Source organism: Pedococcus sp. P2_D7 (genome assembly GCF_056404295.1).
This window is the reverse complement of the sequence record NZ_JBFUEH010000002.1, coordinates 23431-45805: the sequence shown is the minus strand read 5'-3', so window position 1 is coordinate 45805 and position 22375 is coordinate 23431. Positions and strand designations below refer to the sequence as shown.

20 protein-coding genes are annotated in these 22375 nt (G+C 70.5%); 14 read left to right on the top strand and 6 right to left on the bottom strand.

The genetic code is table 11. From position 1 onward, the window contains the following. Nucleotides 1–29: 29 nt before the first annotated feature. From murJ to AC1DWJ_RS03645, 3 genes are read right to left on the bottom strand one after another with little or no spacing between them, the layout of a single operon-like run. On the bottom strand, nt 30–1679 hold the full coding sequence (murJ, locus tag AC1DWJ_RS03655) for a murein biosynthesis integral membrane protein MurJ (protein ID WP_457254467.1): 1650 nt from the start codon (nt 1677–1679) through the stop codon (nt 30–32). Between the two features lie 10 nt (nt 1680–1689). Beyond that, complete coding sequence (locus tag AC1DWJ_RS03650; protein ID WP_477619997.1) at nt 1690–3762, bottom strand: DUF6049 family protein; 2073 nt, start codon at nt 3760–3762, stop codon at nt 1690–1692. Beyond that, nucleotides 3762–4256 (bottom strand): NUDIX hydrolase, encoded by a 495-nt coding sequence (locus AC1DWJ_RS03645; RefSeq protein WP_457254470.1) that lies wholly within the window; start codon nt 4254–4256, stop codon nt 3762–3764. The genes AC1DWJ_RS03650 and AC1DWJ_RS03645 overlap by 1 nt, the downstream gene beginning before the upstream one ends. Nucleotides 4257–4330: 74 nt before the next feature. On the opposite strand from AC1DWJ_RS03645, the gene AC1DWJ_RS03640 reads away from it, so the two are divergent. Then, complete coding sequence (locus AC1DWJ_RS03640) at nt 4331–5770, top strand: CCA tRNA nucleotidyltransferase (RefSeq protein WP_477620364.1); 1440 nt, start codon at nt 4331–4333, stop codon at nt 5768–5770. Nucleotides 5771–5855: 85 nt separating this feature from the next. Continuing rightward, nucleotides 5856–6635: a PP2C family protein-serine/threonine phosphatase gene (locus AC1DWJ_RS03635; protein WP_457254471.1), complete on the top strand. Its 780-nt coding sequence runs from the start codon at nt 5856–5858 to the stop codon at nt 6633–6635. Nucleotides 6636–6872: 237 nt separating this feature from the next. Here the strand turns inward: AC1DWJ_RS03635 and AC1DWJ_RS03630 are convergent, their stop codons facing one another. Next, nucleotides 6873–7964, bottom strand: a complete 1092-nt coding sequence (locus AC1DWJ_RS03630) for an inositol-3-phosphate synthase (RefSeq protein ID WP_344136911.1) — start codon at nt 7962–7964, stop codon at nt 6873–6875. An 11-nt stretch (nt 7965–7975) separates the two neighbouring features. Then, nucleotides 7976–8626, bottom strand: a complete 651-nt coding sequence (locus tag AC1DWJ_RS03625) for a PadR family transcriptional regulator (protein WP_477619995.1) — start codon at nt 8624–8626, stop codon at nt 7976–7978. A 278-nt stretch (nt 8627–8904) separates the two neighbouring features. On the opposite strand from AC1DWJ_RS03625, the gene AC1DWJ_RS03620 reads away from it, so the two are divergent. From AC1DWJ_RS03620 to AC1DWJ_RS03570, 11 genes are all read left to right on the top strand, one after another. Next, a complete protein-coding gene (locus AC1DWJ_RS03620) occupies nt 8905–11154 on the top strand; it encodes a transglycosylase domain-containing protein (protein ID WP_457254473.1) in 2250 nt (749 codons plus the stop codon). Beyond that, complete coding sequence (locus tag AC1DWJ_RS03615; protein WP_457254474.1) at nt 11151–12554, top strand: glycosyltransferase 87 family protein; 1404 nt, start codon at nt 11151–11153, stop codon at nt 12552–12554. The genes AC1DWJ_RS03620 and AC1DWJ_RS03615 overlap by 4 nt, the downstream gene beginning before the upstream one ends. Nucleotides 12555–12719: 165 nt before the next feature. Further along, entirely contained in the window at nt 12720–13175 is a 456-nt protein-coding gene (locus AC1DWJ_RS03610) for a hypothetical protein (protein ID WP_457254475.1), read from the top strand. A 98-nt stretch (nt 13176–13273) separates the two neighbouring features. Beyond that, nucleotides 13274–14749: a hypothetical protein gene (locus tag AC1DWJ_RS03605; RefSeq protein ID WP_457254476.1), complete on the top strand. Its 1476-nt coding sequence runs from the start codon at nt 13274–13276 to the stop codon at nt 14747–14749. Continuing rightward, nucleotides 14746–15417 carry an ABC transporter ATP-binding protein gene (locus AC1DWJ_RS03600; protein ID WP_477619994.1) on the top strand — a complete coding sequence of 224 codons (672 nt, stop codon included), beginning with the start codon at nt 14746–14748 and terminating at the stop codon, nt 15415–15417. The genes AC1DWJ_RS03605 and AC1DWJ_RS03600 overlap by 4 nt, the downstream gene beginning before the upstream one ends. Next, nucleotides 15410–16630 carry an ABC transporter permease gene (locus AC1DWJ_RS03595; protein WP_457254478.1) on the top strand — a complete coding sequence of 407 codons (1221 nt, stop codon included), beginning with the start codon at nt 15410–15412 and terminating at the stop codon, nt 16628–16630. Before AC1DWJ_RS03600 ends, AC1DWJ_RS03595 begins: the two co-directional genes overlap by 8 nt. Nucleotides 16631–16878: 248 nt before the next feature. Continuing rightward, nucleotides 16879–17166: a 30S ribosomal protein S6 gene (gene rpsF / locus AC1DWJ_RS03590; RefSeq protein WP_056921396.1), complete on the top strand. Its 288-nt coding sequence runs from the start codon at nt 16879–16881 to the stop codon at nt 17164–17166. A 72-nt stretch (nt 17167–17238) separates the two neighbouring features. After that, a complete protein-coding gene (locus tag AC1DWJ_RS03585; RefSeq protein ID WP_457254479.1) occupies nt 17239–17790 on the top strand; it encodes a single-stranded DNA-binding protein in 552 nt (183 codons plus the stop codon). Nucleotides 17791–17941: 151 nt separating this feature from the next. Beyond that, on the top strand, nt 17942–18178 hold the full coding sequence (rpsR, locus tag AC1DWJ_RS03580; protein ID WP_056884210.1) for a 30S ribosomal protein S18: 237 nt from the start codon (nt 17942–17944) through the stop codon (nt 18176–18178). 19 nt (nt 18179–18197) lie between these two features. Next, complete coding sequence (gene rplI, locus AC1DWJ_RS03575) at nt 18198–18644, top strand: 50S ribosomal protein L9 (protein ID WP_457254480.1); 447 nt, start codon at nt 18198–18200, stop codon at nt 18642–18644. Nucleotides 18645–18785: 141 nt separating this feature from the next. Then, nucleotides 18786–20390: a DUF3352 domain-containing protein gene (locus AC1DWJ_RS03570; protein WP_457254481.1), complete on the top strand. Its 1605-nt coding sequence runs from the start codon at nt 18786–18788 to the stop codon at nt 20388–20390. Between the two features lie 57 nt (nt 20391–20447). Here AC1DWJ_RS03570 and AC1DWJ_RS03565 read toward each other — a convergent pair whose 3' ends face one another. Further along, nucleotides 20448–21185: a GntR family transcriptional regulator gene (locus AC1DWJ_RS03565; RefSeq protein WP_457254482.1), complete on the bottom strand. Its 738-nt coding sequence runs from the start codon at nt 21183–21185 to the stop codon at nt 20448–20450. A gap of 185 nt (nt 21186–21370) precedes the next feature. Here AC1DWJ_RS03565 and AC1DWJ_RS03560 point away from each other — a divergent pair, with 185 nt between their 5' ends. Continuing rightward, a complete protein-coding gene (locus AC1DWJ_RS03560; protein WP_457254483.1) occupies nt 21371–22375 on the top strand; it encodes a Gfo/Idh/MocA family protein in 1005 nt (334 codons plus the stop codon).

The window sequence follows — 22375 nt, the reverse complement described above, 5'->3', positions numbered from 1 at the left end:
AGCCGCGGCCTCATCCTAGGGCGTGCCGATCAGGAGCGGCCTCGTCGCAGGCGGCGCAGCAGGGGGTCGAGCAGCAAGGCGACCTCGTGGACCCGCATCACGTGGGCGAGCCCGAGCGCGATGAGGACGAAGACCCCTCCACCGGCCACGACCTCGACCAACGCGCCGGTCCACGACGTGCTGTCGAGGCCGGCGGCCTCCAGCGCACGCACGCCCAGCCAGGTGAGGATCCCGGCGACCGCGGAGGCCAGCCCCAGTCGCACGTAGCCGCGGATGCTCGGCTGCAGGTGCAGCGACCCGAGCCGGCGGCGCAGGAGGACGAACCCGAGCAGCGCGGCGGCGAGGTTGCTCAGCGTCTGGCCGAGACCCACGACGATCCCGGTGTGCGTGGGGTCGACCGTGGCGGCGACGAGGTTCGCGGCCGTCGCCACCACGGTCACGACGACCTGCAGGCGGAACGGCGTCCTGGCGTCCTCGTAGGCGTAGAACACGCGCTGGATCAGGTAGAGCCACCCGAACGGCACCAGGCCCAGCATCATCGCCACCATCACGCGCCCGATCGCGGCGGACTCCTGCGGGGTGTTGTCGAAGAAGGCCACCCGGGCGACCTGGGTCCCCAGGACGACCATGGCGATGGTGCCCGGCACGAGCAGCACGGCCGGCATCCGCAGCCCGCTGCCGAGGTCGGCCACCACCGCCCCGCTGTCGCCGCGATGGGCAGCCTGGGAGAGCCGCGTGAACAGCGCGGTCACGAGCGAGACCGTGATCAGCGAGTGGGGGAGCATGAAGAGCAGGAAGGCGTAGCCGTAGGCCGCGAGACCGGCTCCTTCCCCGGCCTGACCGCGGACGTCGAGCAGGTGGGTGGCACGGGTCATCACCTGCGAGGTCACGATGTAGCCGGCCTGGCTCAGCGCGACGGCCGCGAAGGTCCACCCCGCGACCTTCGAGGCGCTGCCGAGCCCGACGCCGCGAAAGCCCCACACCGGCCGGTAGCGGAAGCCACTGGCCCGCAGGGGCAGCCACAGCGCCGCCGCCTGCACCGCGACGCCCAGCGTGGCCGTGCCCGCGAGGATCCAGACCATGCCCGGGGTCCACTCGCCGACCTTGCCCGGGTGGGGATAGGCGACCTTGAACCAGACCAGGCCGCCGATGGCGACGAGGTTCGCCAGCCCCGGTGCCCACATGTACGCCGCGAACTGGCCGCGAGCGTTGAGCACCTGGCCGAAGAGCGTGTAGAGGCCGTAGAAGAACACCTGCGGGAGGCAGATGAACGCGAACGCCACGGCGAGGCCGACGGCGTCGGAGTCCCACTCGTGGGTCGCGAAGACCCGGACGAGCAGGGGCGCCGCGAGGGTGACGAGGACGGTGGCGCCGACGAGCAGGGCCAGCGAGAGCGTCAGCAGGCGGTTGACGAAGGCGTGCCCGCCGTCGTCGTGGCTCGCCGCCTTGGTGATCTGGGGGACGAGGACGGCGTTGAGGACGCCCCCGGCGAGCAGGAGGTAGAACTGGTTGGGCAGCGTGTTGGCCACCTGGAACGTGTCGGCGGCGAGGCCGATGCCGACGGCGCCGCTGAGCAGCGCCGCACGCCCGAAGCCGAGGACCCGCGAGACGACGGTGCCCGCGGCCATGAGGGCGCTGGACCGGGCGAGGCTGCGCTCGCCGGACGGTGCGTCAGTCATCGATGCAGGGTCATGCGGTGGTGGCCTCTCGGGGCAGCGGGTCGGGAGCGGTCGGCGGCGGGGGCCCGGTGGAGCCCGGTCCGGATCCGGGCCGACGTCGGAAGGTCCGCACGATACCCAGCAGGAGGATCGCGCCGGCCACGCCACCCAGGCCCCAGTAGATCCAGTGGCCGGTGGGGGTCACCCGCACCTGCACGTCGGCGCCCTGCCCGATGACCGTGCCGTCGGGGGTGGTGAGCGTGGTGCGCAGGGGGACCGGTCCGGCGGCGAGCGCGGTCACGCGCACCGTCACGGTCGCGCGACTGCGTGGCCCGATCCGCAGCACCCCGGGTTGGCTGTCGATCCGCAGCCGTGGGTTCGACGCCTCGACGGTGAGCTTCACGTCGTCGACCGGGACGGCCAGGTCGTTGGTCACGGTGATCTGGAGGCGGCCGGAGTCGGCGAGGAAGTTGATCGTGCTGGCCGAGACCTTGACCGCCGTCGTGGTCTGCCGGGCGGCCTCGGAGACCCGCCCACTGAGGGTGTTCCAGGCCGTGGGGGCGGCCCGCCAGCGGGTGGAGGCGAGCTGCTCGGCGGCACGGGTCCAGGTGCGCAGGAACGCGTCACCGTCGTCACGGATCTGGGCCACGCCGCGGACCGTGCGGACGGTCTGCTCGAGCTGCCCGACCTTGGCGGTGGTCAGCACGGCTCGTCCGCCGGTCGCCGGCAGGATGGGACGGGTCACCGGAGCCGAGCTCGTCGGGACCGCCCGCCGAGCCTGCGCCAGCAGCGCGTCCGTGGTGGTCGGCGCCAGCCACGGGATCGTGGCAGTGGCGGCGAAGAAGCTCCGGGCGGTCGCCGGGTCAGGGTTGAACGAGCGGGGGGCGGCCACGAGGACGCTGCGCCCCTCCGTGCCCGGGAGCTCGTTGAGCAGGGCCACCGAGTCGGCGACGAACTGCTGGGTGCTGAGCACCCCGTCCGACGGGGACGTGGTGCGGGTGAGCAGCCCGCTGAGGGAGTCGTCGTAGGCGAGCAGCGGCAGCCCGGTCGTGCTGCGCTGGGCGGCGCTGGGCGTGGTGGCCGACCCGGCGGGTGCGAGCGCCGAGGCGGACGTCACCTGTCCGGCCAGGGCCGGCACGCGGAAGACCCGGCGCAGGGCGCTCTCCCGCGTCGCGGTGTAGCCGCCGTCGACGGGCCAGGCCACGTCGGCGCGTCCGTCGAGCTTCCTGGCCACCCCGTCGGCGCGGTCGACGAAGCTGCGCATCAGCGGTTCACCGGCCCGGATGCCCGCGACGGCGGCCAGGTCGGCGTCGGTGTCGGGCAGCACCCAGGGGCTGTGCCGTGGTGCGAGGTCGGTGATCCGCTCCTCGGTGGCGACCCGGATGGCGCGCTCCTGCCGGCCCTGGGCGGAGCCGGCCTCGATGTCGACGTCGTCGGGGAGCAGGGTGGGCGTCAGGGTCGGGTCGATCGCCCAGGTGACCGGCGCGTCCTCGGTGGCCAGGATGACCCGCGAGACCCGGGAACCGTCGCCCAGCGCCTCGCTCCAGGCGGTCTCGCGGGCCGCGCCGCTGCCGCCGAAGAGGTTCGGGTCGGGGTCGAGGGTGAGTGGGGCGGCCCAGCTGATCGACATCGGCTGGTACTGCTTGGTCTGCTGGTAGCCCGCGAAGGTCCGGATGCTCGCCGGGCCCGACTGGATGCTGAGCGGGATGGCGCCGTAGGCGGCCGGGCCCAGCGCGGCCAGCTTCGGGACCTTCACCGAGAACGCCTGGCTGCCCCCCGCGGGCACCGAACCGGTGAGCCGGACCTGCCCCACGACCTTCCCGCCGGCCGGACCGGTCTGCGCGGCCCAGTCGCGGACCGCCTTGCGCGTCGGCTCCATCGACCCCATGACCACCGAGACGGTCGGGCGCGACAGCGCTGCACCGGAGCCGTTGTGCAGCGTGCCGGTCACGACCAGGTCGTCACCGGCCCTGGCCACCGCCGGGGTCACCGAGCTGAGGTCGAGGGTGAGGTCGGCCGCGGAGGCCGGGGTGGCGACGGCGAACCACGCGGGCACGGCCAGCGCCGCCGCGGCGAGCACGCGGCATACGGAAGCGCGGGGCATCACCCGTCTCCGGCCAGTCGCTGCCAGGCCTGCCTCGCGATGCGGCGCTCGTTGGGGAAGGTGAGGTGCTCGTGTGCCTCCCGCAGCGGCAGCCAGGCGACGTCGATCGCCTCGTGGTCGGGGTCGTTCTCGATGGTGAGGTGACCGCCGGTGGCCTCGAGGAGGTAGTGGTGCACGAACTTGTGGATGCGGCGCTCGCCGGTGGCGAACCAGTAGTCGATGGTGCCGAGCTCGGTGAGGACGCGGCCCTCGATGCCGGTCTCCTCCTCGACCTCGCGGGCCGCGGCCTGCTGCAGCGTCTCGCCCTGCTCCATGTGGCCCTTGGGCAGGCACCACTCGATCCGGCCGGCCCGGTTGCGCCGCGCGATGACCGCGATCCGGGCGACGCCGTCGTGCACGTCGACGACGATCCCCCCGGCCGAACGCTCCTCGACCGAGGGAAGCCGAGGCCGGCTGGGCGCCAGTCTCTCGGGGTCGCGAGCGGGGGAGGTCACCGTGCCACTCTAACGAGCGCCTACCCTTGACCTCCGTGTCCACCGCCGATCCCCGCGAGCCGCTGTCCGAGCTCATGCGCCGGGCCACCGCCCACCTCGCGCCGGTCGTGCCGCTGCTCACCGAGCTCGGTGAGCTGTTCGCCGCAAAGGGCCACGAGCTCGCCCTGGTGGGCGGCCCGGTGCGCGACGCGTTCCTCGGGCGCGTGTCGCCCGACCTCGACTTCACGACCAGCGCCTCGACGGACGAGACCTTGGCCATCCTGCGCCCGTGGGGAGACGCGCACTGGGACATCGGCCGCGAGTTCGGCACCATCGGCGCCCGTCGCGGCGACCACGTGGTCGAGGTCACCAGCTACCGCGCCGACGCCTACGACGGCCAGACCCGCAAGCCGGTCGTCGCCTTCGGCGACAACCTCGAGGACGACCTGGTCCGGCGTGACTTCACGGTCAACGCGATGGCCCTGCGCCTGCCGTCGATGGAGTTCGTCGACCCGTATGCCGGGTTGGCCGACCTCGCCGCGCGTCGCCTGCGCACCCCCGGACCGCCGGAGGTGTCGTTCGGCGACGACCCGCTGCGGATGATGCGGGCCTGCCGCTTCGTGTCCCAGCTCGAGGTCGACGTGGCCCCCGAGGTGCGCGAGGCCATGACGGCGATGGCCGCCTCGATCGAGATCGTGTCGGCCGAGCGGGTCCGCGACGAGCTGACCAAGCTGGTGCTCGCGGCGTCGCCGCACGCGGGGCTGCGCCTGCTGGTGGAGACCGGACTGGCCGACCACGTGCTGCCCGAGCTGCCGGCCCTCAAGCTGGAGATCGACGAGCACCACCGGCACAAGGACGTCTATGAGCACTCGTTGCGGGTGCTCGACCAGGCGATCGCGCTCGAGGGCCCGCCCGACGGCCCCGAGTCGTCGGTGCCCGGCCCCGACCTCGTGCTGCGCCTCGCGGCGCTGCTCCACGACATCGGCAAGCCGGCGACCCGCCGGTTCGAGGAGGGCGGCGGGGTCTCCTTCCACCACCACGAGGTGGTCGGCGCCAAGCTCACCGCCAAGCGGCTCAAGGCGCTGCGCTACGACAAGGACACCGTCAAGGCGGTGACCCGGTTGGTCGAGCTGCACCTGCGGTTCCACGGGTACGGCGACGGGGCGTGGACCGACTCGGCCGTGCGCCGCTACGTCACCGACGCGGGCCCGCTGCTCCAGCGCCTGCACCGGCTCACCCGGTCGGACTCGACCACCCGCAACGCCCGCAAGGCGGCCCGGCTGTCCCAGACCTACGACGCGCTCGAGACGCGGATCGAGGCGCTGATGGAGGCCGAGGAGCTGGCCAAGGTCCGACCCGAGCTCAACGGCAACGAGATCGCCGAGGTGCTCGGCATCCCACCCGGCCCCGTGCTCGGGCGCGCCTACTCGTTCCTGCTCGAGCTGCGCCTCGACCGGGGCATGGTCGGCCGTGACGCGGCCGTCACTGCCCTGCAGGAGTGGTGGGCCCAGCAGCCGGAGAGCCAGCCTCACTAGAGTCAGCAAGAGTTTGCAGACCGGTCATCGGCCTGGCCTTCGTCGGTCCACCCCCGGTTTTCGCGAGGTTCCCCGAAAGGTTGCGATGCCCACCCTGAAGCATCCGAGCGAGCAGTTCCCCGGACTGACCGTCCGGGCCGGTGCGGCCACGGACGTCGGACGGGTGCGACAGCACAACGAGGACAGCGTGCTGGCCGACCGCACGATTTTCGTGGTGGCGGACGGCATGGGCGGCCACGCCGCCGGCGAGGTGGCCAGTGGCATCGTGACCGCGACCCTGGGGGAGCTCGCCTCGGCGCCGAAGCGCAGCCGTGAGGACCTCGTCGAAGCCCTTGCCCTGGCCAACCGCCGCATCCTCGAGTCGGTCGCCATGAACCCCGAGCAGACCGGCATGGGCACCACCGCAGCAGGCCTCGCCGTGGTGAAGGCGGGTGGCTCCGACCACTGGGCCGTGTTCAACGTCGGCGACTCCCGCGTCTACCGCTTCGTTGACGGCCAGCTCCGGCTCCTCACCGTGGACCACTCCGAGGTGCGCGAGATGATCGACGCCGGGCTGATCACCGAAGAGGAGTCGGCGCGGCACCCGCTGCGCAACGTCATTACTCGCTCGTTGGGGTCCGAGGCGCCGCCGACGCCCGACATCTGGCTCTTGCCCCCGCAGGCGGGCGAGCGCTTCGTCATCTGCTCCGACGGCCTGTCCAACGAGCTGAGCCACGACCGCCTCTGCGAGATCCTTGCCGCGCACGACGATCCGCAGGCCTGCGCCGAGGCCCTCGTCGCCGCGGGCGTCGACTCCGGTGGCCGCGACAACGTGTCGGTGGTCGTGGTTGCGGTCGACTCCGGTGACGGTGGCTTCGACGAGTGACAAGTCCTGGGACAGGCGGGCGCTCGCGGACGCAGGCGGCGGGCGGCGGGCGGCGAGATGGCCACGCGGCATACCGGCCGGGATCCATCCTCCCGAGAGCTCCACTCTCGGGTCGTGGCGCCGCAGTGAGGCCCGAGAGCTGGGATCTCGGGCGGGCAAGGCGGCATGACGAAAGGGGCACCTTCCGCGTGGTGCGGAAGGTGCCCCTCTCGTGTGCCGTCTGGCTGAGTCGCTGGGTCAGCGCTCTTCGGTGCCGGCGATGAAGGCCTCGAGCTTGGTGCGTCCCTCGGTGTCCTCGCGCTGCACCGGCGGGGACTTCATGAGGTAGGACGAGGCGCTGATGAGCGCGCCACCGATGCCGCGGTCCTTGGCGATCTTCGCCGCACGGATCGCGTCGATGATGATGCCGGCCGAGTTGGGGGAGTCCCAGACCTCGAGCTTGTACTCGAGGTTCAGCGGCACGTCACCGAACGCGCGACCCTCGAGGCGCACGTAGGCCCACTTGCGGTCGTCGAGCCACGCGACGTAGTCGGACGGGCCGATGTGGACGTTGCGGCTGTCGGTCAGACCCGCGAGGGCGCCGGTCAGGTTGGACGTGACGGCCTGGGTCTTGGAGACCTTCTTGGACTCGAGGCGCTCGCGCTCGAGCATGTTCTTGAAGTCCATGTTGCCGCCGACGTTCAGCTGGTAGGTGCGGTCCAGCGTGACACCGCGGTCCTCGAACAGCTTGGCCATCACGCGGTGCGTGATGGTCGCGCCGACCTGCGACTTGATGTCGTCACCGATGACCGGCACGCCGGCCGCCTCGAACTTCGCGGCCCACTCGGGGTCGGAGGCGATGAAGACGGGGAGGGCGTTGACGAAGGCCACGCCGGCGTCGATCGCGCACTGGGCGTAGAACTTGTCGGCCACCTCGGAGCCCACCGGGAGGTAGGAGACGAGCACGTCGGCCTTGGTGTCCTTGAGGACCTGGACGATGTCCACGGGCTCGGCGTCGGACTGCTCGATGGTCTGGGCGTAGTACTTGCCGATGCCGTCGTAGGTGTGGCCGCGCTGGACGGTGACCCCGGTCGGGGGCACGTCGGCGATCTTGATGGTGTTGTTCTCCGAGTTGCCGATCGCCTCGGCCAGGTCGAAGCCGACCTTCTTGGCGTCCACGTCGAAGGCGGCGACGAACTCGACGTCCTTGACGTGGTACTCACCGAACTGCACGTGCATGAGCCCGGGGACGTTGCCGGCCGGGTCGGCGTCCTTGTAGTACTCGACACCCTGGACCAGCGAGCTGGCGCAGTTGCCGACGCCAACGATGGCGACGCGAACGGATCCCATGGGAAGACTCCTCAGTTGTTGGGGGTAATGGGGGTGGAGGTGGTGCTGGAGGCGGTGCTGGAGGTGGTGCTCGAGGTGGTGCTCGAGGTGGTGCTCGGGGCTGCCGAGAAGGGGATGTTCCGCTCGGCGGTGATCAGCTCGTTGAGCCAGCGGACCTCGCGCTCGGCGGAGTCCAGGCCGTGCCGCTCGAGGGCGGCGGTGTAGGTGTCGAAGCGCTCGCGGTTCTTGGCCGAGCTGGTGCGGATGGTGTCCAGCCGCTCCTCGAGCCGGCTGCGGCGTCCCTCGAGGATGCGCAGTCGGACCTCGGCCTCGGTGCGGGCGAAGAAGGCGAAGTGGACGTCGAAGGTGTCGTCCTCCCACGCCGTCGGACCGGCTTCCTTGAGCAGCTCCTGGAAGTGCTCCTTGCCGTCCGCGGTGAGCTCGTAGACGATCCGGGCGCGCTTGGAGCCCGCCGTCGCCGCAGCGTGCTGGGTGCCGCTCGCCTCGGCGATGAGGCCCTGGTCGAGCAGGCCGCGCAGGCAGGGGTAGAGCGTGCCGTAGGACAGCGCACGGAAGGCGCCGAGCGCGGCGTTGAGCCGCTTGCGCAGCTCGTAGCCGTGCATGGGGCTCTCGTGCAGCAGTCCGAGGACCGCGAACTCGAGCAGATCCGAGCGACGACTCATGACTGGCTGCACCTCCCTCACGCGCTGGATACGGATCGCCACGGACCGCGTCCGTGCAGGCCCGCCGGACGTCCGACGACAGGGGAAGCGTACACCAGATATATCGAGCCGATATATCTTGGGATTCGTGACCTTTCATCCCGGGGGTTCGTTGACGCGGGGTCGGGCGAATGCACGATTCTCAAGGTCGCCAGTCATACTGAGCGTCAGTTGACGGTGCGGAACCGTGGCCGAAAGGCCTGGACCGTGCCTGTTTGTATGCCGATCGGGAAGGTCCCATGAGCACCTCACGTCCGAAGACGCGCGCCCAGGCGAAGGCGGCGCAGCGCGCCGCCAAGGGCGGTGCCGGCAACGGCTCCGGCGCCCGGCGCGGCTCGACCAGCGGCGCAGGCCGGGGTGGCGGCCGGGGTGGCGGCACGGGTGGCGGCGCCACGACGAGCCGGAAGAAGCGCTGGGCCAAGGGGCTCGGCATCACGGCGCTGGCGGGCTTCCTGCTGGCGGTCATCGCGTTCTTCGTCGCCTACTCCCTCGTCGACACCCCGAAGCCGAACGACCTGGCCAACGCGCAGGCGTCGATCATCTACTACGCGGACGGCAAGACCGAGATGGACCGGATCAGCGAGGTCAACCGCGAGTCGGTGAAGCTGGCGCAGATCCCCAAGCCGGTGCAGGAGGCGCACCTCGCCGCCGAGGACCGCAACTTCTACCAGAACTCCGGGATCAGCCCGACCGGCATCGCGCGCGCCGTGTGGGTGGGTCTCAAGGGCGGTGCGACCCAGGGTGGGTCGACGATCACCCAGCAGTACGTGAAGAACTACTTCCTCACCCAGGACCAGACGCTGACGCGCAAGGGTCGGGAGATCATCATCTCGATCAAGATCGCCAAGCAGGAGTCCAAGGACCAGATCCTCGAGAACTACCTCAACACGATCTACTACGGCCGCGGCGCCTACGGCATCCAGACCGCCTCCAAGGCGTACTTCAACAAGGACGTCTCCAGGCTCACGCCATCCGAGGGCGCGTTCCTCGCCTCGGTGATCCGTGGCCCGTCGTTCTACGACCCGGCCCTGGGGGCGGAGCAGAAGGCCAACGCGGAGTCACGGTGGACCTATGTCATGGACGGCATGGTGACCGAGGGCTGGCTGACGCCGCAGCAGCGCGCCGCCGCAAAGTTCCCGACCCTGCAGAAGCCCCGCAAGACCACCGGGGCCTCGGGCCCGACCGGCTACCTGGTCGACCTGGTCAAGAAGGAGCTCAAGAGCAAGCTCAAGATGACCGACGCGGACATCGACAAGGGCGGCTACAAGGTGGTCACCACGATCGACCGGAATGCCCAGGCCGCGGCCGTCAGGGCCGTCAAGGACCGGATGCCCACCGGCAAGGGCACCGACTCGCTGCACGTCGGCCTGACGAGCATCAAGCCCGGCGACGGTGCGATCGTCGCGCTCTACGGCGGCGAGGACTACCTCAAGGAGCAGTTCAACACCGCGACGGACGCCAAGATGCAGGCCGGCTCGACGTTCAAGGTGTTCGCGCTGCTGGCCGGGCTGTCGCAGGACAAGCCGATCAGCACCAAGACGATGTTCAACGGCGCGACCCCGCAGTACTTCAAGGAGTTCGAGGACAGCGCGGGCGACGAGAACGCCCGACGGGGCCGCGTCACGAACTTCAGCGGCGAGAACTTCGGTCGGATCGACCTGCGCACCGCGACGGCCCACTCGGTCAACACGGTGTACGCCCAGCTCAACATCAAGGTCGGCCCCAAGAACACCAAGGCGGCCGCGGTCGCGGCAGGGCTGCCCGAGAAGGGTCTCGGCACCAACTACGCCAACGTGCTCGGTACGGACAGCGTGACCGTCCGTGACATGGCCAACGCCTACGCGACCATCGCCTCGAACGGCGTGCGTGTGACGCCCTACCTGATCAAGACGGTCAAGGGCGGTCCCGGCGACCTCGACTACAAGGTCAAGGTGACCAGGAAGGCGGCGTTCGACAAGGCGGTCACCGCCGACACCATCGACGCCATGCAGCAGGTCGTCAAGCAGGGCACCGGGCAGTACGCCCAGGCGCTGGGGCGGCCGGTGGCCGGCAAGACCGGCACGACGACCAACAACAAGGCCGCTTGGTTCAACGGCTTCACCCCGCAGCTGGCCACGACCGTCGGGATGTACCGCACCGGCAAGGGCGGCACCGAGCTGTCGATGACCGACATCGGCGGCTACTCCGAGATCACCGGTGGCACGGTGCCGGTCCGCATCTGGACCGACTACATGCAGTCCGCCCTGAAGGGTGCCAAGGTGCTGGACTTCCCGAAGCGCGATGGCCTTGGCGACGACCAGGTCTACACGCCGCCGCCCACGACGACGAGCACGACCACGACGACGACCACCACGACCACGACCACGACGACGCCCCCCACGACGACGCCGACCACCACCAAGACGAAGCCGACCAAGACCCCCGGCCCGCCGCCTCCGACGACGATCACGTTGGGTGGGGCGCCACCGACGACCGCCACACCACAGTGACCCGTCGAGGGGACCTGCTGCCGGGGGGCTCGCTGGCTGTCGCCGGCGGGCCGCTCGGCCGTCACGTCTCGGCCCGGGCGGTGTCCTGGGCCGCGACCGTCGTGCCGTTGCTGGTCGCCACGGCGGCCACGATGGCGCTGTCGGTCGCAGAGCGGACGCACTGCATCCAGAAGGGCTGGGTCGGCTCCGACCAGTTCTGGCACGCCTGCTTCTCCGACCTCCCTGCGCTCTACCAGCTCGGCAACCTCGACCACGGCCTGGCCGCCTACGTCGGCGGCGAGGGCGCCCGCGCCGACCACCCGGTGCTCACCGGTGCGGTGATGGCCTGGGTCGGTGGGCTGGTGCCGAACGGCGCGTTCCTCGACCAGACCCGCTGGTACTTCGCCCTCTGGGCCCTACTCGGTACCGCGCTCGCGATCGCCGTCGTCTACCTCACCGCGGCGTCGCGTCCGCTGCACGTCACCGACGCCGCCCAGGTGGCGTTCAGCCCGGTGCTCCTCCTCACCGCGATGCTGTCGCCCGATCTCTTCGGGGTGGCCCTGGCCAGCGCCGGCATCTGGGCCTGGAGCCGTCGTCGGCCGGTCGCGGCCGGGGTGCTACTGGGTCTCGGCGTCACGGCGCGCACCTACCCGCTCCTGATCCTGCTCGCGCTGGTGCTGCTCGGGCTGCGCAGCGGCCGGCTCGAGGCGGTGCGCCGCACGCTCGGCGCCGCAGCAGGTGCGGTCGCCGTCGTGCTGCTGCCGTTCCTCGTCGGATCCAATCCGACGGCGATCCTGCGCTCCACCCAGGTCTGGTGGGACAGCGCCGCGGGCCTGGGCTCGCCGTGGATGATCCCGCAGCTGGTGAGCCACCCGCTCCCGACCGGGGCGACCACCCTGCTCGCGGTCGTCGGCCTGCTGGTCGCCTGCGCGGTCGGCGCGGTGTTCGCGCTCAGCACCCCGCGACGGCCCAGCGTGGCCGAGGTCGCCTTCGTGCTGGTGGCGTTGGCGCTGCTGACCGGCAAGGCGTTCCCGGTGCAGGCCTCGCTGTGGCTGCTCCCCCTCCTCGCGTTGTGCGGGGTGCGGTGGCGCGACCACCTGCTCTGGGCTGCCGCCGAGTCGCTGCACTTCGTCACCGTGTGGCTCTACGTGGGCGGGCTCTCCAAGCCCGACCGTGGCCTCCCGCCCGGCTGGTATGCCGTGTTCCTCGTGATCCGCGTCGCCGCCGTCGGCTACCTCGTGTGGCGGGTGTGGCACACCGCCGCAGCCCGCGAGCCCCTCCCCGACCCCGTTTCTTCGGAAGATGAGCCGGACCAGGACCCGGCGGATCTTCCGAACTACGCAGACTCGGACGGCGACCCGGACGAGCTGGCCGGCGACTTCACCGACGCCGAGGATCGGCTGCTGGTCCGCCTCGCATAGGGCCATCCCCGACGCGACGCCAGGCTCTGTCGATAGAACATGTGCGAGCTCCCTTGATTTCTGGTCACTAGCCCCCTATGTTCAAACAAACATGGGGTATATGGGGAGAACTAAGGCTTTGTTTCTAGCCATACTGCCATTCCATCCAGAGTTGGGAGTAGAAATATGCGCACGAACGGCCTCACCAAGGTGTCGATCGCCACGGTAGTTGCCGCAGCAGTCGTCTGCGGGGGTGCCTCGGCGGCATCCGCGAACAGCGATAGTGAGTCGACCCGCTTCGACAACGGCCAGACCCTGACCGCGAACATCTGGATCCAGTCCTTCACCTGGACGAGCTGTGGGTCCTTCCAGTCCTCAGCTGTCATGACTGCGTCACCGAACTGGATCAAGAACCACACCGCCTTCTACCAGATCGGTCTCGGGTCGATGTCGATCAAGGGGGCCAGCCTCGATTCCGACCGCTCCTCGTCTTCGGTGACGTGGACGAACAGCAACGGGTCGAGGGGTTCGTACATCAGCGGGAAGGTCTGTGGCGGGTGGGGTGCCCTCTACGTCGGTGCCGACACCACAGCGCAAGCCTTCTATTACGGCAACCTGCGGAGCACCACGGCACACGTCTAGTGCTGCCCTCGTGCCAACGGTTCATCGCCGCCGCTGTGCTGTTCGCGGCGGCGGTCACCGGTTGCTCCGCAAACCACGCCTCCTTGAAGTCCTCGGGTGTGCCTGACGCCCTGGTCGCTGATGCCCGCGCGTTCCTCATGCCGGACGGCTTGTTCCGGCTGCCCGAAGCACCCACCAGCGAGGGGTCGGCCTTCGCCACGGCTCAGCTTGCTGCGTTCCTCCCGAGGCGGTTCGACTGGACTCGGGCGGCTCGCAGTGCCGAGCCGAGCGAGGGGGATCTCGCGGGGCTCTGGGCGTACGTCACCATCTTGGGACGCTCGGGAACTCGGCCCGATCGCGCCGCACTCACGAGGTTGTGGACCGCTGTCACCTTGCCTCCACGGGCCGATGTGGGCGCTGAGGTGGGCGTGGTCGCGACGTATGCCGCCACGTACGCGTCGCTGCGCGCTTGGGGCATCGGGCCCCCTCCCGCTGCTTCCGCGCTGGAGCGTCTCGACCGGCTCACGCGGGCGGACCTTACGCGCACGCCCTACCTCGCCTGGCGGCTGCAACAGGCGCGCGAGCGCCTGGGTCTCGCCGACGGGGAGGACTCGCGCGACCTCCGCGACCAGTTCCGGGATGTCGCGCTTGGAGTGCCGCACGACGACCGCAGCTGGCTGGACACCGAAGCCGTGGTGTCCCTCGACGCAGCGCGCGGCACCCGGCATCGGCGGGCCGAGGTGCTCGAGGCCGCACTGCGGGTCGCCGTGTCGCAGGGCGTGGACGCCGCGGTCCGCGGCAGCGCGTTGACCACGGCGAAAGCTCTCGGTGGAACCATTCCCCGGGCCGTCACCGACGCCTTGACCGGCCAGGCGGACCCTCGCAGCGGGCTGCTGCTCGAGCGGGTCCCGGCGCACGGTCAGGTGAACGCAACGTACCTGTTCGCGAAGCTGCTCGACTCGCGATTCGCCGAGGTGGCCGGCGACAGGACCAAGAACGCCCTGTATGCCGTCGCCACGGACGTCCGTGCGCCGGTGTCCACGAGACTCACCGCTGCCGTCGCTCTTCGGAAATCTGGAGACGTCCGGTGGCGAGAGCTCATCCCCCTGGCGCGCTCCACTGCGACGCAGCAACCCCGGGAGGTTGGCCGCGAGCAGCTCGCCGACTATCTCGCAGTCATGACGCCAGCGGTGGACATTGAGGCGGGTGTCACCAAGGCCGGCTTCCGCCGGTTCGCGGTGCCGGAGGGGGACGAACTCGCCGAGCGGGATGCCCTGGCGGCCATCAACAGCGACTATCTCTTCATCGACCCGAGCGCCCCGGCGAGATCGTTCAATGACATCGTCGCGCAGCTCCCGACGTGGGCCAGTAGGCACGACCTCCCACCGATGCAGCGTGTCGCGTCCGCAGCGGCGCTGTCCCACGTGGGTGTCGACGTCCCGCCGGGACTGCTCGACGGGGTTGGTGCCGAACTCCGGTCAGAACGCGGTTGTCGGGATGCGCGCACGCTCCTGTCCACCGACCTGTCCGGGAGTGGCTCCTGCAGCCTGGCGCTCACCCTTCAGGCGATCGCCATCCCAGGATTCCTACCGTGACGGCGCCCATCCGCCTCAGCCAACCCGTCCAGGTATCACTTGCCCTCGTGGGCGTGACCAAGTCGTACCTGTCGCGTGGGCGCCGCACGAAGGTGCTGGACGCGGTGAGCCTTGAGGTCGCTCCCGGTGAGGTCGTCTGGCTGCGGGGTCCGTCCGGCTCCGGCAAGTCCTCGCTGCTGCGCATCGCGGGTCTGTTGTCGTCGCCCGACTCCGGCATGGTCGTTGTCGGCGGTCTGCCGACCACGACCATGCAGGGGGCGAGCGCTCGCCGCGACGGGGTCGGGATGGTGTTCCAGAACGGCAACCTCCTGCCCGACCTGTCCGTCCGCGACAACGTCGCGATCGCGGCGCGGCGACCCGTCTGCGAGGCGGTGGATCGGCTGTTGGCCGACTTCGGGCTGGCCGAGGTCGCTGCCCGACTCGCGAAGGAGGTGTCCGGCGGTCAGGCCCAGCGAGCGGCGCTGTGCCGAGCCATGCTGAACGACCCGCGGCTGGTGTTGGCGGACGAGCCCACCGCAGGTCTGGACCCCGCCAATCGCACGATGGTCCTCGACGAGCTCAGCCGGGCCCGGCGGGCGGACCGCGCGATCGTCATCGCCAGCCACGACGACGAGGTGGCCCGGGTCGCCGACCGTGTCCTCACCATCGACGGAGGCCGTCTTGTCTGACGTCGCCCTGCTCGCGCGTGCGACGCTGCGACCCGGGCTCCGGTCCCATCGACAGCTGCTGGTCACGATCGCCGTGTGCGTTGCGGCGATGCTGACCCTGAACGGAGTGGTGGGCGCCGGGGTGTCCCGGTACGCCAGGTCCGTCCAGTACCGGTCGGCCCTCAACCTCATCGAGTTGTCGTCGCAGGGCCCGGGCGCTACCCGGGAACTCGACGGCGCGGCGCTGCGACGGTTGGCCGGATTGAGCGGGGTGACGGGGGCCTACCCTTGGTTCCAGGTCGACCTAGCGCTGAGCCACGACGCCGACTGGCCGGACCCCGACGTCAATCCCGGTGCGCTGTGGGGCACGCCGCTCATCCCCGGACTAAGTCCCCAGCTCCTCGCCGGGACCCTCCCGGCCGCGGGCTTGGCGGCCGACGAGGTCGTGCTGCCGTCGTCGGTCCCGGGTGGCCGGCTCGACCGTCTACTCGGGAAGTCCGTCACGTTGGAGTTCACCAAGGTCGTCCGACCCGGGGTGGGCGAGCCCGCGAAGCGGGTCTTCCGAGTGGTCGGGATCGCCGACAACACCATTCCGGGACAGGCCGGGCCGACTCCGTCCTACCTGTCCGAGCAGGCTCTCGAGGACCTCTATGCCAGCTCCGGGGCGGCGACTGGTGCGCCGATGTTTACGACGGCCTACGTTCGAGTGGCGGACCCCGAGCGGGTGCCGCGGGTCCAGCGCGAGCTGTCCGAGCAAGGGTTCGCCGTCCGCAGCGTCGCGGAACAGCTCCGCTCACTCGGGGGGCTGTTCGCCGCGCTGCGGTGGGCGTCCCTCGCCCTCGTGGTGGTCCTGGTGGTGTTCAGCCTGCTCGTGGGTGGCTCCGTGGGTGCCTCGTGGGTCCAGCAGCGACGACGCGAAATCGGCCTGCTCAGCGCCATCGGCTGGTCGCGGCGCAGGATCGCGGCCGCGGTCTTCGCCCAAGTGGCCGTCCTCGGTGCCGGGACGGCCGTGGTCGGGGTGCTGGCCGGGCTGGCCGGCTCGACGCTCGTCACCACCCTGATTGCCGGCCGTCGCCTGACCTTGCTCCCAGTCGACCCATGGGGGCTCCCGAGCCCGGCCGCGGTCCTTGTGGGGGCCTTCCTGACCCCGCTGTGCATCGTGCTCGGAGCGGTGCGGGCGGGCTGGCGCGCGAGCCGGATCGATCCGGACGACGCCCTGCGGGACCTCATCTGAGCCAAGCGCACCCAGGCTGGGCCCGGGTGCGAAAGAGTCGGGGACGGCGCAACCTGGGCGCCCCAGGGAGTGCTCAGGCTGCGCGGAAGGATTGTGGATGACGATTCGGCGAAGTCCTCACGGGCCGGTACTCTTTGTCAGGTTCTCCCGCAGCACGCCTCGACGGTGTGTCCAGGGGGATCGCACTGCAACCCTCCTGTCACGGAGAGACCGTGACCGCCATAGACCAAAGGAGGCGGGTTATCAGCATGCGTCAGTACGAACTCATGGTCATCCTCGACCCCGAGCTCGACGACCGGACCGTCGCGCCCTCGCTCGACAAGTTCCTCACCGTCGTCACCAAGGACAAGGGCACCGTCGACAACATCGACATCTGGGGCCGCCGTCGCTTGGCGTTCGAGATCAAGAAGAAGGCCGAGGGCATCTACGCCGTCGTCAACTTCACCGCAGAGCCGGCCACGGCCAAGGAGCTGGACCGCCAGCTCGGCCTGAACGAGTCGGTCATGCGCACCAAGCTCCTGCGCCCCGGCGCCTGAGCTGCACCTGATCTGACCTGATCTGCACCACCGGCACCACCACCTGACCCAAACGAACAGGGGACACGCTTCATGGCTGGCGACACCGTCATCACCGTCATCGGCAACATCACCGGCGACCCCGAGCTGCGCTTCACCCCCTCGGGTGCTGCCGTCGCGAACTTCACCGTGGCCTCCACGCCGCGCCAGTTCGACCGGCAGTCCAACGAGTGGAAGGACGGGGAGACCCTGTTCATGCGCTGCTCGGTGTGGCGGGACGCGGCGGAGAACGTCGCCGAGTCGCTCCAGCGGGGCACTCGCGTCATCGTCTCGGGCCGGCTGAAGTCTCGCTCGTACGACACCAAAGAGGGCGAGAAGCGCACCGTCATGGAGATGGAGGTCGACGAGGTCGGCCCCTCGCTCCGCTACGCCACCGCGAAGGTCAACAAGACCCAGCGGGGTACCGGCGGCGGCGGAGGCTTCTCCGGTGGCGGCGGTCAGCAGGGCGGCGGTCAGGGTGGCCAGCAGGAGGACCCCTGGGCCACCGGCCCGTCGTCCGCTCCTGCCGCGGCTCCCCAGTCCGGCGGCCAGCAGGCTGGCGGGTGGGGCGGCGGCGCGCCGTCCTACGACGAGCCCCCGTTCTGACCGAGCCGGGTCAAGGGTCCAGATCACTCGGTATGCCGCATGGCTGGCTTCCCCGGGAAGCCAGCCACCCGGCATACATCCACTGAAGAACACCATCCCTGGGAGACCAGGGCTCATCCGCTGAGCAGCTCAGCAGAAGGAGAGCACCACGATGGCCAAGCCCGTTGTGCGCAAGCCCAAGAAGAAGGCCAACCCGCTGAAGGCGGCGAAGGTCGAGAACATCGACTACAAGGACACTGCGCTGCTGCGCAAGTTCATCTCCGACCGCGGCAAGATCCGCGCGCGTCGGGTGACCGGTGTGTCCGTCCAGGAGCAGCGACTCATCGCCACCGCGGTCAAGAACGCCCGCGAGATGGCGCTGCTGCCCTACTCGAGCTCGTCTCGCTGAGTCAGGAAGGACTGAGAAGATGAAGGTCATTCTGACCCACGAGGTCTCCACCCTCGGCACCGCCGGTGACGTCGTCGACGTCAAGGACGGCTACGCCCGCAACTTCCTGTTCCGCCGTGGCCTGGCCACCGCGTGGACCAAGGGCGGGCAGAAGCAGGTCGACTCGATCAACAAGGGCCGTGAGGTCCGCGCGATCAACTCCCTCGAGGAGGCCAAGTCGATCAAGGGCAACCTCGAGAACAAAGCCGTCAAGGTCGCGGCCCACGCAGGCGCCTCCGGCCGCCTGTTCGGTGCCGTCTCCACCGCCGACATCGCTGCCGCGGTGAAGGCGGCCGGTGGCCCTGAGCTCGACAAGCGCAAGATCGAGATCACCACCCCGATCAAGTCGGTCGGCAGCCACGAGGCGCTCATCCGCCTGCACCCCGAGGTGCAGGCCAAGGTGACGCTCGACGTCGTCGCCGGCTGAGACGTTGGTCTGAGACCGACGTAACAATTCGGTCCGGATTGGCCCGGTTCGCCCCTCGGGGTGGACCGGGCCTGTTCTATTCTGCGGCGCAGCCGCCGAGGGACCGCTGGCGGCGACAGTCCGCACTGGGGGATCCACGACATGAGCAGCAACCCGTTCGAGCACGTACCGAAGCCGGGCCAGCCGGCTGACCCGTTCCAGCAGACCGACCCGTTCGGGCAGACCAGCCAGTTCGGCCAGACCAACCCGTTCGATGCGGGCGAGGCCACCTACCCGCCCGGCGCCGAGCCGGTGGCGGCGGGCAAGCCGGGCCGTGGCCGCACCGTCGCCCTCGTCGGCGGGATCCTTGCCATCGTCGCGGTGGGTGCCGGGGGCGCGCTCGCGTTCCAGCAGGTCGGCGGCGGAGGAGCCCAGCCCGAGTCGGCGCTGCCCGCGACCACGATCGCCTTCGCGAAGATCGACCTCGACCCCTCGGCGGACCAGAAGCTCGACGGCATCCGCTTCATCCGCAAGTTCCCCGCCACCCGTGACGAGGTGAAGGAGGACTCCGACCTGCGCAAGGTCGTCATCACCCGCCTCCAGGCCGAGGGCCAGCTGAAGGGCGTCGACTACGCCAAGGACGTCGAGCCATGGCTGGGCCAGCGGATCGGGGTCGGGCTCGTGCCGGGCGCCACTGCTGACGCCGAGCCGACCGTCGTGGTGGCGCTGGCGGTGACCGACGCCGACCGGGCGAAGGCGAGCCTGCCGAGGATCGCCAAGGCCAACGAGGCCGAGTGCCAGCTGGTCGAGGAGTTCGCCCTCTGCACCGACGGCACCGGCAAGGCCGCCGGGGTCGCCGCCGCCGCGGCCAAGGGCACCCTCGCCGACTCCGCCAACTTCAGCAAGGACATGGCCGACCTCGGCGAGGACGGCGTCGTGGCCGCATGGTTCGACGCCGAGCAGGTGGGCCAGGCCACGAAGTCACTGAGCGTCGGCGGCAGGATCCCCGGGTTCACCGGTGGCCCGGCCACCTCGCAGACCGGTCGGGTCGCGCTGGCCCTGCGGTTCGACGGACCGCACCTCGAGCTCGCGGGTCACACCAACGGCGCCAGCGTGAAGTTCGCCGGGTCGAGGGAGGGCACCGGTCTCGGGGACCTGCCCGACACCACCCTCGCGGCGGTCAGCGTCGCCAACGCCGGTGACCAGCTGAAGGCCGGCTGGCCGGCGCTGGAGAAGGCCATCACCGACACCATGGGCAAGCAGGAGTTCGCCGACGGTGTCGACGAGCTCGAGAGCGAGCTGGGCATCTCCGTGCCCGACGACCTGTATGCCGCGTTGGGCAGCCAGTTCTCGCTGGTGTTCGGTGGCATGGGTGAGGGCCAGAGCGACGTGCGCATCGCGGCCCTCACCGACGGCGACCCGTCTGTGCTCCAGAAGATCTCCGACGCGGGCCAGGGCATGGGCTCCGATGCCCTCACGCTCAGGACCACGGGTGGCACCACCGTGGTGTCACTGTCCGAGGGCTACGCCGACGAGCTCGGCACGGAGCACGGCCTGGGTGACACCGACCGATTCAAGGACGCGGTCAAGGGAGCCGACTCGGCCCGGGTCGCCGGCTTCGTCGACATCGCCGGCCTGCTGACCGAGTTCAAGGACGAGCTGGGCGCCGACGAGGCCAAGAACCTCACCGGGCTCTCCGCGCTGGGCTTCACGATCACCGGCGAGGGCAACAGCGCCGACTTCAGCCTGCGCCTCACGACTCAGTAGCCTGCGCCTCACGCCTCAGTTGCGTGCGCCTGACCACTCAGTAGCCCGTTCGCTCGGTCAGCGCTCGTCGACCATGACCTCGATCGTGTAGGTCGACGCGCGGTAGCAGTGGTCGCCGTACTCGACCGGGTGTCCCACCTCGTCGAAGGCGCTGCGGGTCATCGTGAGCACGGGCTCGTTGCCTCGCATCCGCAGGTGGCGGCGCTCGCTCGGGCTGGGTGGCCTGGCCCCGATCCGCTGCCGCGCCACGACCGGACGCACGCCGCGGCGGCGCAGCACGGCATACAGGCCCTCGGCCTCGAGCTCCTCCTTGGTGACGTCGAGGTGGGCCGGTGGCAACCAGTTGCGCAGCACCGCCAGCGGTTCGGTGTCGGACAGCCGCAGCCGCACGATGGCGAGCAGTTCGCTGTCGGGGGCGAGGTCGAGGGCGCCCGCGACCCGCTCGTCCTGGACGATGTCGAGCGAGAGCACCGTGGTCGTGGGGTGGGCGCCAGCGCGGGTGAGGTCGTCGTAGAGGCTGGTGAGCTCGGCCCGGCGGTGCACGGTGCGGTTGGCGACGGTCGTGCCCACGCCACGGCGGCGGACCAGGAGCCCGCGTGCGGCGACCTCGGCGATGGCCCGGCGCACCGTGGGGCGGGACAGGCCGAGGCGCAGCCCCATGGCGACCTCGTTCTCGAACGCGTCGCCCGGGTGCAGGGCCCCGTCGTCGATGGCGGCGGCGAGCTGTTCGGCGAGCTGGTGGTAGAGCGGCACGGGGGAGGACCGGTCGATCCGGATGTCGAGCTGGGTGGCCACGGAGGCACTCTAGCCGGTCACCAGTGCGGAGGTGAGAATCTCATGACGTCAGAATGTCCTTACAAATGGTTGACACGACTCACACCCCGACGGCACGCTTGGCGTCGGGCCTGACGCCCTCCTTCCCGCTGGTGTCGCCGCCCTGCGTCCGACTCCCGCCCCTCACCCGTGAACGGAACCTGCACATGCGCATCGGACTCGCCGGCGTCGGCCGGATCGGCGCCTTCCATGCCGACACCCTTCGCGGCCTCGACGCCGTCGACCAGCTCGTCGTGGCCGACGTCGACGCGGCGCGCGCCCAGCAGGTCGCCGCCGAGCGTGGGCTGGAGTGGACGGCCACGACCGAGGAGCTGCTCGACTCCGGCCTCGACGCGCTGGTCATCGCCACCGCGACGCCCGGACACGCCCCGCTGCTGCGGGCCGGGGTCGCCAGGGGCATCGCGACGTTCTGCGAGAAGCCGGTCGCCTCGACGCTCGACGAGACGATCGAGCTGACCCGACTGGTGGCCGAGGCCGACGTGCCCGTCCACGTCGGGTTCCAGCGGCGCTTCGACGAGGGCTACCGCCGGGCGCGTGCCGTGGTGGCCTCGGGCGAGCTCGGGTTCGTGCACACCGTCGTGGCCAACACCCGCGACAGCGCGCCACCCCATGCCGCGTACGTGCCGACCAGTGGCGGGATCTTCCGCGACTGCAACGTGCACGACTTCGACATCCTCCGGTTCGTCACCGGCCGGGAGGTCGTCTCGGTCTACGCGACCGGCTCCAACCAGGGGGCGAGCTTCTTCTCCGACGCGGGCGACGTCGACACCGGCGCGGCCCTGCTCACCCTCGACAACGGCACCCTGGCCCAGGTCTCCTCCACCCGCTACAACGGGGCCGGCCACGACGTCCGGATGGAGGTCCTGGGGGAGCACGGGGCGGTCGCCGTCGGTCTGGACGACTCGCTGGCCCTGCGCTCGCTGGAGGACGGGGTCGACTTCCCGCGCGGGCCCGTCAAGATGTCCTTCATGGAGCGCTTCCTGCCCGCCTACCGTGCCGAGCTGACCGCCTTCTTCGACGTCGCCGCGCGCCGCATCCCCAGCCCTTGCACGCTCGAGGACGCGCTCCAGGCGTTCCGGGTCGCGGAGGCCTGCGAGATCTCGCGCGCGGAGCGCCGCGTCGTCGACCTCACCGAGATCAAGGGAGCCTGA

Coding starts and splice junctions, on each gene's coding strand:
- murJ (WP_457254467.1), bottom strand. CDS start 1,679: ATGACTGACGCACCGTCCGGCGAGCGCAGCCTCGCCCGGTCCAGCGCC.
- AC1DWJ_RS03650 (WP_477619997.1), bottom strand. CDS start 3,762: ATGCCCCGCGCTTCCGTATGCCGCGTGCTCGCCGCGGCGGCGCTGGCC.
- AC1DWJ_RS03640 (WP_477620364.1), top strand. CDS start 4,331: ATGCGCCGGGCCACCGCCCACCTCGCGCCGGTCGTGCCGCTGCTCACC.
- AC1DWJ_RS03635 (WP_457254471.1), top strand. CDS start 5,856: ATGCCCACCCTGAAGCATCCGAGCGAGCAGTTCCCCGGACTGACCGTC.
- AC1DWJ_RS03630 (WP_344136911.1), bottom strand. CDS start 7,964: ATGGGATCCGTTCGCGTCGCCATCGTTGGCGTCGGCAACTGCGCCAGC.
- AC1DWJ_RS03625 (WP_477619995.1), bottom strand. CDS start 8,626: ATGAGTCGTCGCTCGGATCTGCTCGAGTTCGCGGTCCTCGGACTGCTG.
- AC1DWJ_RS03620 (WP_457254473.1), top strand. CDS start 8,905: ATGAGCACCTCACGTCCGAAGACGCGCGCCCAGGCGAAGGCGGCGCAG.
- AC1DWJ_RS03610 (WP_457254475.1), top strand. CDS start 12,720: ATGCGCACGAACGGCCTCACCAAGGTGTCGATCGCCACGGTAGTTGCC.
- rpsF (WP_056921396.1), top strand. CDS start 16,879: ATGCGTCAGTACGAACTCATGGTCATCCTCGACCCCGAGCTCGACGAC.
- AC1DWJ_RS03585 (WP_457254479.1), top strand. CDS start 17,239: ATGGCTGGCGACACCGTCATCACCGTCATCGGCAACATCACCGGCGAC.
- rpsR (WP_056884210.1), top strand. CDS start 17,942: ATGGCCAAGCCCGTTGTGCGCAAGCCCAAGAAGAAGGCCAACCCGCTG.
- rplI (WP_457254480.1), top strand. CDS start 18,198: ATGAAGGTCATTCTGACCCACGAGGTCTCCACCCTCGGCACCGCCGGT.
- AC1DWJ_RS03570 (WP_457254481.1), top strand. CDS start 18,786: ATGAGCAGCAACCCGTTCGAGCACGTACCGAAGCCGGGCCAGCCGGCT.
- AC1DWJ_RS03560 (WP_457254483.1), top strand. CDS start 21,371: ATGCGCATCGGACTCGCCGGCGTCGGCCGGATCGGCGCCTTCCATGCC.